We start from the raw sequence: 10,162 nt of genomic DNA, 5'->3' as shown, positions 1-10,162 counted from the left end.
ACACAGTGCCGAGCACGGAGACGCCGGTGCGCATTACATCCATCGGGTGAGCGGATGCGGGAATCCATTCGAGCGCGCCTTTCAGGTTCGCGGGAAGGCCACGCAGACCCTTGAGCTTGGCCTTGTAGGTCTTGAGTTCGGCAACGGTGGGCAGCTTGCCATGCACGAGCAGATACGCGATCTCCTCGAACTCGGAGGTCCCGGCAATATCGAGGATGTCATAGCCCCGATAGTGCAGGTCATTGCCGGTCTTGCCGACGGTGCACAGCGCGGTATTGCCTGCCGTCACGCCTGAGAGCGCGACGGATTTCTTCGGCTTGAAACCGCCGGTGGCGGGTGCTTCTTTCTCTAGCGTATCGCTCATTCGACCCAGTCTCCTGATATGTAGAACGCGTTACTTGTCTTGTGAAAAAAGCGTCTCCGCGCCTTCGGGCAGCGCCTTTGCCGACGCTTTCGCGCGGCGCAGCACCGACCAGTAATACCGATAGCTTGCGCGATCGTGCAACGTGTCCTGATACCGCGTCGGTCCCCACTGCGCGTTTTGCGCCGCCAGCAGGATCTCCGTGGCGGTCGCGATTTCATCGCTGCGCGGCAGGAAAGCATCGACGATCGGCTGGATCTGATCCGGGTGGATGCTCCACATGCGCGTATAGCCGAACTCGTTGCGGGCACGCTGGGCGTCGCCTGCGACCACGCTCATGTCGCGCACTTCCGTGGAGACGTTATGCGACGCCACCTTGCCATGCGCGTGGCACGCTGCCGCGATCTCGAGCTTCGCGCGCCGCACGAGCGGGTGATCGAACTGGCCGGGCGAGCGCATTGCGGTATCGGGAATGGCGCCGTTATGTGCCGACACAAAATCCATCAGCCCGAAACTGAGTGCTTCAACGCCCGGCAGCGCCGCGAGTTCGAAGACCTCTGCCAGCGCGCCATGCGTTTCGATCAGCAGGTGACACGGAATGGCGTGCTTGATCCCAAACTCGCACCGCGACGCTTCGATGAACGCGACCATCTCGGCGGCATCGAAGACGCTGCGAATCTTGGGGCATGTGACATAGGCAGGCGCCTTTTTGGCGGCGCGCAGGATGATGCGCACGTCGTCGCGCCATGCGCGGTTCTGGAAGTCGTGAATCCGCACGCCGACGCGGCCGAAGCGGTCCTCCTCGCTGCCGAGAAACGATGCCACCAGTTCCGCGTGCGACGCTTCCTGACCGACTTGCGCGCCGTCCTCGCAATCGAGCGTGACGTCGAATACCGGGCCGAGTTGCGCCTGCAGGGCGAGCGATTTCCTGATCAGCTTTTCGCTGCCTGCATAGTGATCGCAAGGGGGCATCACAGCGGGTGGAACGTCGCCTTCAAACAGGACTTCGGCGGGGGTGAGAGCGCGCATCGTCGGCGTCGGGTTGCATGTAAAGAGGGTGGAAACCGCGGATTCGGGTGGGTTCGGACGTTATGTCAAACGTCAAACACCAAACGCACTCGAATCAGCAGCGAGCGACGGCCTTGGTTGCCAGGCGCTCGCGTGAAACGCAAAGACTGCCAGACCCGCTTATTTGCCCAGCAGATGCGCAACGCCATCACGCTCTTCGAGCAATTCGTTCAGCGTGCCGGTCATCTTCTCGCGCGAGAACGCGTCGATTTCCAGGCCTTCCACGCGCTTGTATTCGCCGTTTTCGCACGTCACGGGAACGCCGTAGATGATGTCTTCCGGGATTTCGTACGAACCATCAGACGGAATGCCCATGGTGACCCACTTGCCGTTCGTGCCGAGCAGCCAGTCATGCACGTGGTCGATAGCCGCATTGGCTGCCGACGCGGCCGACGACAGACCACGCGCTTCAATGATCGCCGCGCCGCGCTTGCCGACGGTCGGGATGAACGTGTTGCGGTTCCATTCGTCGTCGTTGATCAGCTTGGTCAACGATTGGCCATCCACGGTGGCGAAACGGAAATCCGGGTACATGGTCGGCGAGTGGTTGCCCCACACAGCCAGCTTTTCGATCGATGCGACCGGCTTGCCCGACTTCGACGCCAGTTGCGACAGCGCACGGTTGTGGTCGAGGCGCAGCATGGCCGTGAAGTTCTTCTTCGGCAGATCCGGCGCCGACTTCATTGCGATGTAGGCGTTCGTGTTGGCCGGGTTGCCGACCACGAGCACCTTCACGTCGCGGCTTGCCACGTCGTTGAGCGCCTTGCCTTGCACCGTGAAGATCTCGGCGTTGGCGGACAGCAGGTCCTTACGCTCCATGCCCTTCGAACGGGGACGGGCGCCGACCAGCAACGCGACGTCGGCGTCCTTGAATGCGACCTTCGGGTCGTCGGTCACGACCACGCCGGCCAGCAGCGGGAACGCGCAGTCTTCCAGTTCCATGACTACGCCCTTGACGGCGCCTTGCGCCTGCGGCAGGTCGAGCAACTGAAGGATGATCGGCTGATCCTTGCCCAGCAGGTCGCCATTGGCGATGCGGAACAGCAACGAGTAACCGATTTGACCTGCGGCGCCGGTGACGGCAACGCGCTTTGCGGACTTAGCCATTGAGAACACTCCTGAACGGTGCGTGAAACGCTAGGGAAAAACGCCATTTTAGGCGCGTTACGCGAAGCGTTGATGAAGCAAGTGAATCGAACTGCGCGGGTTGCTCCGAAACCCAATGGCGTCGCGCCTGAAGCGAGATTGTCATTGTCTTTCCGGTAGCATGCCGGCAATCGCAGCCCAACCCTCGTGCTGGAAATCTGGCAAGGCGAGCATGGGATTTTGCACTGGATCCTGCTGGTTCACCGCCGCCTAACGTCTCGTGCCTCATGCGTCGCGTTTTCGAGGGCGCGCGGGCGTTGCAAGGGCGGGGCACTGGCAGCGGCAGCGAACACGAAAGCCGTTCGGCTTGAAGCGGTGAGCGGTAGGGAGTTCTCGTGGCGTTCGGGTAGCCAGCATTGACTGACCGACGCACCGGGTCAGCCGCATGAAACGCGCAGCATCCCGCAAACCCTTGCTCGCCAAGGAGTGTAGGATTCGATCAGGTCAAAGTCAACCGTATCATATGTCTTATATAAGACATATGAATACCCGGGAAAACGCTAGACGCGACTTGGCGCTTTATGATGAAATGCGCGCATGAATTCGAACCCAGCGAGCACCACGAACCTTCCCGGCGCGGCCGGCGCGACGGAAGTCGTGCCCGCTTCGTCGCCAACGTTCAGCCCGCTATACCAGCAGATCAAGGCCCTGATTACCCAGGGGCTTGAATCGGGCGAATGGAAGCCCGGCGAAATGATCCCCAGCGAAGTCGAACTGGCTGCCCGCTACAAGGTGAGCCAGGGGACGGTGCGCAAAGCCATCGATGAACTCGCCGCCGACAACCTGCTCGTGCGCCGTCAGGGCAAGGGCACATTTGTTGCAACGCACAACGAAGATCGCGTACAGTTCCGCTTTCTCCGGCTGCTGCCGGAAGACGGCGACCTTCATCCCCACGTGAGCCGACTGCTGGAGTGCCGCCGTTTGCGCGCACCCGCCGAGATCGCTCGCCAACTGGACCTGAAGCCGGCCGACCCGGTCGTGTGTATCAAACGCTTGCTGCAATTCGACGGCGAAACCACCGTCTTCGACGAAATCTGGTTACCCGGCGCGGTTTTCCGCGGGCTGACGGCTGAGCGCCTGGCAGATTACAAAGGCCCGCTTTATGCAATGTTCGAAGCGGAATTCGGGACGCGCATGATCCGGGCATCGGAGAAAATCAGGGCGGTGGGCGCGGACGACGCGGTCGCCAAACTGCTTGGCGTGGCAATCGGGTCACCGTTGTTGTCGGTCGAGCGGGTGTCATACACGTATGGCGACCGGCCGGTGGAAGTGCGGCGCGGGTGGTATGTCACGAACGGCTATTACTATCAAAACGATTTGAGTTGAACGGGACGTGGACGGCTTCGCGGCGAACCCAGGCGGTGCCGTAAAGCTTTTCTCACGCGATTTGCAATAGCCTCTTGCGCGGCATTTCGCTGCAGCGCGATATAAAAAGGCGCTAAAATCGCGGACTAGTGTGATAACAAAGTTGGGGTCTAGCATGGCTGAAGCCGTAAAAAAACCAAGACCTGAGTACCGGAATATCGGAATTGCTCAGCTAGCAACCTACCGCTTGCCACTAGCGGGAAAGGTGTCGATTCTTCATCGCATCAGTGGTCTGCTTCTATTCGTATCGCTGCCGTTTCTGCTCTATCTGCTGGACCAAAGCCTGACGTCGGAGATCAGTTTCGACAGCTTCAAGGGCTTTCTCGCCAATCCCCTCGTCAAGATCGTCGTCCTCGTGCTTTCGTGGTCCTTCCTGTTCCACTTTTGCGCCGGCATCCGCTTCCTGCTGCTCGATACCCATCGCGCAGTGAGCAAGGAAGGCGGCAAGCAGACGTCCATCGTCGTGCTCGTGGTGTCATCTCTGCTGACAATCGTCGTTGCGCTTAAACTCTTTGGAGCCTTCTGAGAATGGCAGCGAACAACAACAACCGAATTGGTCCCAAGCGCCTCGTCGTTGGCGCGCACTACGGTTTGCGCGACTGGCTGGCGCAACGCATTACCGCCGTCGTGATGGCCCTTTACACGCTGGTCCTGCTGTTCTGGTTTTTCGGCGCGCGTGATTTTTCGTATGACGGCTGGGCATCCATTTTCGCCATGCAATGGATGAAGCTCGCCACCTTCGTGGCCTTGCTCTCGCTCTTTTATCACGCGTGGGTCGGCATTCGCGACATCTGGATGGACTACGTCAAGCCCATGGGGCTGCGCCTGTTCCTGCAGGCACTAACAATCCTCTGGCTGGTCGGATGCGTCGGCTACGCGGCACAGATTCTCTGGAGAGTGTAAAGAATGGCTGCAATTAAAACGTCCCTGCCGCGTCGCCGTTTCGACGTCGTGATCGTGGGTGCAGGTGGTTCGGGCATGCGCGCGTCGCTGCAACTCGCCCGCGCCGGCTTGTCGGTTGCGGTGCTGTCGAAGGTCTTCCCGACGCGTTCGCACACCGTTGCGGCCCAAGGCGGTATTGGCGCGTCGCTCGGCAACATGAGCGAAGACAACTGGCATTACCACTTCTACGACACCATCAAGGGCTCTGACTGGCTCGGCGACCAGGATGCGATCGAATTCATGTGCCGTGAAGCGCCCGGCGCCGTCTACGAACTCGAACACATGGGCATGCCGTTCGACCGTAACGCGGACGGCACGATCTATCAGCGTCCGTTCGGCGGCCACACGGCGAACTACGGTGAAAAGCCGGTGCAGCGCGCTTGCGCCGCCGCGGACCGTACCGGCCATGCATTGCTGCACACGCTGTACCAGCAGAACGTCGCAGCCAAGACGCACTTCTTCGTTGAATGGATGGCGCTGGATCTGATCCGCGACGCCGACGGCGACGTGCTCGGCGTGACCGCCATGGAAATGGAAACCGGCGACGTCCACATTCTCGAAGGCAAGACCACGTTGTTCGCCACGGGCGGCGCGGGCCGGATCTTCGCGGCATCGACCAACGCGTTCATCAATACCGGCGACGGACTTGGCATGGCGGCCCGTTCGGGCATCGCCTTGCAGGACATGGAATTCTGGCAATTCCACCCGACCGGCGTGGCCGGTGCGGGCGTGCTGATTACCGAAGGCGTCCGTGGCGAAGGCGGGATCCTGCGCAATTCTGACGGCGAACGCTTCATGGAGCGCTACGCGCCGACGCTGAAGGATCTGGCGCCGCGCGATTTCGTTTCGCGCTCGATGGACCAGGAAATCAAGGAAGGCCGCGGTGTGGGTCCGAACAAGGACCACGTCTTGCTGGACCTGTCGCATATTGGCGCCGAGACCATCATGAAGCGGCTGCCGTCGATCCGCGAGATCGCGATGAAGTTCGCGAACGTCGACTGCATCAAGGAACCGATCCCAGTCGTGCCGACCATCCACTACCAGATGGGCGGCATTCCTACGAACATTCACGGCCAGGTCGTGGGCACGCTGAAGGGCGGCTATGAAGAGCCGGTCAACGGCTTCTACGCGGTCGGCGAATGCTCGTGCGTGTCGGTGCACGGCGCGAACCGTCTTGGCACGAACTCGCTGCTGGACCTGGTGGTGTTCGGCCGCGCGGCCGGCAACCACATCATCAAGCATGCGCTGGAAATGAAGGAACACAAGCCGCTGCCGGCCGATGCCGCCGACGCCGCGCTTGAACGCCTCGCCGTGCTGGAGAAGTCGTCGTCGGGTGAATACACGCAATCGATCGCGGGCGACATCCGCTCGACCATGCAGGCGCATGCCGGCGTGTTCCGCACGTCGAAGCTGCTGGCGGAAGGGGTGGACAAGGTCAAGGAATTGTCCGAGCGCGTGAAGCATGTGCATCTGAAGGACAAGTCGAAGGTGTTCAACACCGCGAAGGTCGAGGCGCTGGAACTGGCGAACCTGATCGAAGTGGCGCGTGCCACCATGATCTCGGCCGAAGCGCGCAAGGAAAGCCGCGGCGCGCATGCGCACAGCGACTTCGAACATCGCGACGACGACAACTGGATGAAGCACACGCTGTGGTTCAGCGAAGGCGACAAGCTCGACTACAAGCCGGTGCACATGACGCCGCTGACGGTCGAATCGGTGCCGCCGAAAGCGCGTACCTTCTAAGGCAAAGGAATCGAAATGGCAAAGCGTACTTTTGAAATCTACCGCTACGATCCGGACAAGGACGCGGCGCCCCGCATGCAGACGTACGAGATCGAGATCGACTCGCATGAGCGCATGTTGCTGGACGCGCTGCTGAAGCTGAAGTCGGTCGACGAAACGCTGTCGTTCCGCCGTTCGTGCCGTGAGGGCGTGTGCGGTTCGGACGCCATGAATATCAACGGCAAGAACGGTCTGGCCTGCTTGCAGAACATGAATGACCTGCCGCAGAAGATCGTGCTGCGTCCGCTGCCGGGCTTGCCCGTCGTGCGTGACCTGATTTGCGATTTCACGCAGTTTTTCAACCAGTATCACTCGATCAAGCCGTACCTGATCAACGACACGCCGCCGCCGGAAAAAGAGCGTCTGCAAACGCCTGAAGAGCGCGACGAACTTGACGGCCTGTACGAGTGCATTCTTTGTGCTAGCTGCTCGACTTCATGCCCGAGCTTTTGGTGGAACCCGGACAAGTTCGTGGGTCCGGCGGGCTTGTTGCAAGCCTATCGATTCATTGCGGACAGCCGTGACGAAGCGACAGGTGAACGTCTCGACAACCTGGAAGATCCGTACCGTCTGTTCCGTTGCCATACGATCATGAATTGCGTCGATGTGTGCCCGAAGGGACTGAATCCTACGAAGGCCATTGGCAAGATTAAAGAATTGATGGTGCGCCGCGCTGTCTGAGAAGGACTTGTGTCATGAATGACTCCGGGCATCAGTCCGACCCTCTACGCCGCGCACGCCTTCGCTGGCGCGCGCGGCGCGGTCTGCTGGAAAACGATCTGATCTTCGAGCGTTTTTTCAGCCGATATGAGCATGACCTCAGTGACGCGGACGTTGGTGTGCTGACGCAACTGCTGGAACTGAGCGACAACGACCTGATGGACTTGCTGCTGGCACGCAAGGAACCGGATGGCGAACTGGCCTCGCCGGATATGACCCGCGTGCTGGAGATGCTGCGCTCTGCCTGAGTTAGTTCACTAAGCCAGCCCATGCGGTCGTGCAAGTGTCGTGCGAATTATCGAAAACCTGTTTCCATACTTCGATTGAGGATGTGCTATGACCCCGTCAGATGTTAAAGCCACGCTATCGTTCAGCGACAACTCGCCGAGCGTTGAAATGCCGATCTACAAGGGCACCCTGGGCCCGGACGTAATCGACATCCGCAAGCTGTACGGCCAGACCGGCAAGTTCACGTACGATCCGGGCTTCATGTCGACGGCGGCGTGCAATTCCGCAATTACGTACATCGACGGCGACAAGGGCGAGTTGCTGTATCGCGGGTATCCGATTGAGGAACTCGCGGTCAAGGCTGACTTCATGGAGACCTGCTACGCGCTGCTGCACGGCGATCTGCCGACGGTCCAACAGAAGGCTGACTTCGTTGAAACCGTCACGAAGCACACGATGGTTCACGAGCAGATGCATTTCTTCTACCGCGGTTTCCGTCGCGATGCACACCCGATGGCGGTGCTCGTGGCGGCTGTCGGTGCACTGTCGGCGTTCTATCACGACTCGCTGAATATCAACGACCCGCGTCATCGTGAAGTGTCGGCTATTCGCATGATCGCGAAGCTGCCCACGCTGGTGGCGATGGCGTACAAGTTCACGATCGGCCAGCCGTTCGTTTATCCGAAGAACGACCTGTCGTACAGCGCGAACTTCATGCACATGATGTTCTCGAACCCGTGCGAAGAGTACAAGGTCAACGACGTGCTCGTGCGCGCGCTGGACCGGATCCTGATCCTGCATGCGGACCATGAGCAGAATGCGTCCACGTCGACCGTGCGTCTGGCCGGGTCGTCGGGTGCGAATCCGTTTGCTTGTATTGCTGCGGGGATTGCTTGTCTCTGGGGCCCGGCGCATGGCGGTGCGAATGAAGCTGCGCTGAACATGCTGGAAGAGATCGGCTCTGTCGACAACATTCCTGAGTTCATCAAGCAGGTCAAGGACAAGAATTCGGGCGTGAAGCTGATGGGCTTCGGGCATCGCGTTTATAAGAACTACGATCCGCGCGCGAAGCTGATGCGTGAAACGTGTCATGAAGTGCTTGAAGAGCTCGGTCTGCATGATGACCCGTTGTTCAAGCTGGCCATGGCGCTGGAAAAGATCGCGCTGGAAGACGAGTATTTTGTGTCGCGTAAGCTGTATCCGAATGTGGACTTCTATTCGGGTATTGTTCAGCGCGCACTGGGCATTCCGACGGCCATGTTTACGTGCGTGTTCGCAATGGCGCGGACGGTGGGCTGGATTGCACAGTGGAACGAAATGATCGCCGATCCGGAGCAGAAGATTGGCCGTCCGCGTCAATTGTTTATTGGTGAAACGCCGCGCGAAGCGAAGGCGATTGATAAGCGGTAAGGTGTAGCGCTGGCTTGCGCGGGAAGGATTGCTGCACGATGTACAGCGGGTTAAGAAACGCCCCAACGGGTCAATCGTTGGGGCGTTTTGCATTGTGCTGCTATAGCTTCATGGCGCATACGTAAACTTCCACTGCTGGTAACTTCGCGCCGCTGCGAATGTCGTCTGATTCTCAGGGAATCCGGCCGTCTTGACCGGTGTGCGCAGCGAAGCGCTGTGCACACCCATCACACCGTCGCCAGGGGCGGCAATCGACATGAATGCATCTCCGGTGATCCGATCTGGATAGAGCCTGCGCAGATACCGGCGTATCACTGGATAACGCGGGTCGCGCAGCAGATCATCCAGTTTCTCAGGATACTACGAATTGTTAAATTATTTTATTATTTAGGATCGCAGATGAATTATTGCAGGTAATTTAGCGTATTAGCAATATCTTTCCACTCTTTGTGACAAATTATATGGACTGTTATTGATGTCTTTCGGATTTCTAATTGATAGACGACATATACATTGATGGAGTCGGTAGGTTGCATGTAAGATTCGTAGTCGTTTAGTAATGCGTATATCGCGAACTGGTGAAACGGGGTAAGTCACGAGACCCATGAGGAACTACTGCGTCGACGCTGAAGTGAGAGGGTGACCGACTCGTTGCGCTCCGATGCGGGCTATGACCGACAGAAATCAAAAAGGGATTTTGCCATGTCGATGAGTAGAGGATCAGAAAAAGTATGGCAGGGAAAAGAACTCAATGCAGGTCGTTGCCGGTTGCGGCGTGCAGGGATACGGCAGGTCGCGGGTTTCGTAGTTAGCATCGCATCGCTATCGTTTGCAGCAGCGGCGTTTTCCGCCAGCGACGTTACCTACACTTATGACGCACTGGGAAGGCTGACCAAAGCCACCTACAACGACGGCTTGAAAAGCAAGACCATAGATTACTACTACGACGCTGCTGGTAACCGTAGCATCGTTAAGAGCAGCATGACGACGTAAGTGAGATCCCAACCGTGTGCGCCAGACGGGCAGCGGGACCCATCGGCAGCGCTGTTTGCAATCCCGTTTGCGCGGTTTCAACAGCGTGAAGATAGGGCCTGCGCCTGGTTGGTCCGAATACTTCTGAACAACTGAATTCATCCCGTC

Annotated in this window: 12 protein-coding genes; 8 read left to right on the top strand and 4 right to left on the bottom strand. The window is 59.0% G+C overall.

The window, feature by feature from the left end:
* From AWB69_RS16050 to AWB69_RS16040, 3 genes are all read right to left on the bottom strand, one after another.
* Positions 1–364 (bottom strand): citrate/2-methylcitrate synthase (locus AWB69_RS16050; RefSeq protein WP_331712677.1); only part of this gene is annotated, 364 nt, incomplete at its 3' end.
* A 30-nt stretch (positions 365–394) separates the two neighbouring features.
* A complete protein-coding gene (locus AWB69_RS16045; RefSeq protein WP_062086346.1) occupies positions 395–1,390 on the bottom strand; it encodes an HpcH/HpaI aldolase/citrate lyase family protein in 996 nt (331 codons plus the stop codon).
* Between the two features lie 159 nt (positions 1,391–1,549).
* Complete coding sequence (locus AWB69_RS16040) at positions 1,550–2,536, bottom strand: malate dehydrogenase (protein ID WP_062086344.1); 987 nt, start codon at positions 2,534–2,536, stop codon at positions 1,550–1,552.
* Positions 2,537–3,112: 576 nt separating this feature from the next.
* Between AWB69_RS16040 and AWB69_RS16035 the strand changes: the two genes are divergently transcribed.
* The 7 genes from AWB69_RS16035 to gltA all read left to right on the top strand — a co-directional run bounded on the left by AWB69_RS16035 (position 3,113) and on the right by gltA (position 9,022).
* On the top strand, positions 3,113–3,901 hold the full coding sequence (locus tag AWB69_RS16035; protein WP_062086342.1) for a GntR family transcriptional regulator: 789 nt from the start codon (positions 3,113–3,115) through the stop codon (positions 3,899–3,901).
* 154 nt (positions 3,902–4,055) lie between these two features.
* Positions 4,056–4,466: a succinate dehydrogenase, cytochrome b556 subunit gene (gene sdhC, locus AWB69_RS16030; protein ID WP_062086340.1), complete on the top strand. Its 411-nt coding sequence runs from the start codon at positions 4,056–4,058 to the stop codon at positions 4,464–4,466.
* A 2-nt stretch (positions 4,467–4,468) separates the two neighbouring features.
* On the top strand, positions 4,469–4,843 hold the full coding sequence (gene sdhD / locus AWB69_RS16025) for a succinate dehydrogenase, hydrophobic membrane anchor protein (RefSeq protein WP_062086338.1): 375 nt from the start codon (positions 4,469–4,471) through the stop codon (positions 4,841–4,843).
* 3 nt (positions 4,844–4,846) lie between these two features.
* Entirely contained in the window at positions 4,847–6,625 is a 1,779-nt protein-coding gene (gene sdhA / locus AWB69_RS16020; RefSeq protein WP_062086336.1) for a succinate dehydrogenase flavoprotein subunit, read from the top strand.
* Between the two features lie 15 nt (positions 6,626–6,640).
* The gene (locus AWB69_RS16015) at positions 6,641–7,345 is read left to right on the top strand and encodes a succinate dehydrogenase iron-sulfur subunit (RefSeq protein WP_031362534.1); all 705 of its coding nucleotides are present in this window, start codon (positions 6,641–6,643) and stop codon (positions 7,343–7,345) included.
* A 14-nt stretch (positions 7,346–7,359) separates the two neighbouring features.
* On the top strand, positions 7,360–7,632 hold the full coding sequence (locus AWB69_RS16010; protein ID WP_062086335.1) for an FAD assembly factor SdhE: 273 nt from the start codon (positions 7,360–7,362) through the stop codon (positions 7,630–7,632).
* 88 nt (positions 7,633–7,720) lie between these two features.
* Positions 7,721–9,022 carry a citrate synthase gene (gene gltA, locus AWB69_RS16005; RefSeq protein WP_062086333.1) on the top strand — a complete coding sequence of 434 codons (1,302 nt, stop codon included), beginning with the start codon at positions 7,721–7,723 and terminating at the stop codon, positions 9,020–9,022.
* A 108-nt stretch (positions 9,023–9,130) separates the two neighbouring features.
* On the opposite strand, the gene AWB69_RS47725 is transcribed toward gltA, so the two are convergent.
* Positions 9,131–9,280, bottom strand: a complete 150-nt coding sequence (locus AWB69_RS47725; protein ID WP_156528865.1) for a hypothetical protein — start codon at positions 9,278–9,280, stop codon at positions 9,131–9,133.
* A gap of 381 nt (positions 9,281–9,661) precedes the next feature.
* Here AWB69_RS47725 and AWB69_RS16000 point away from each other — a divergent pair, with 381 nt between their 5' ends.
* Entirely contained in the window at positions 9,662–10,015 is a 354-nt protein-coding gene (locus AWB69_RS16000; RefSeq protein WP_062086331.1) for an RHS repeat domain-containing protein, read from the top strand.
* Positions 10,016–10,162 lie beyond the last annotated feature (147 nt).

Source organism: Caballeronia udeis (genome assembly GCF_001544555.2).
GTDB classification, from domain to species: domain Bacteria; phylum Pseudomonadota; class Gammaproteobacteria; order Burkholderiales; family Burkholderiaceae; genus Caballeronia; species Caballeronia udeis.
The sequence above is the reverse complement of the archived record's forward strand: the minus strand, read 5'-3'. Positions and strand labels throughout refer to the sequence as shown.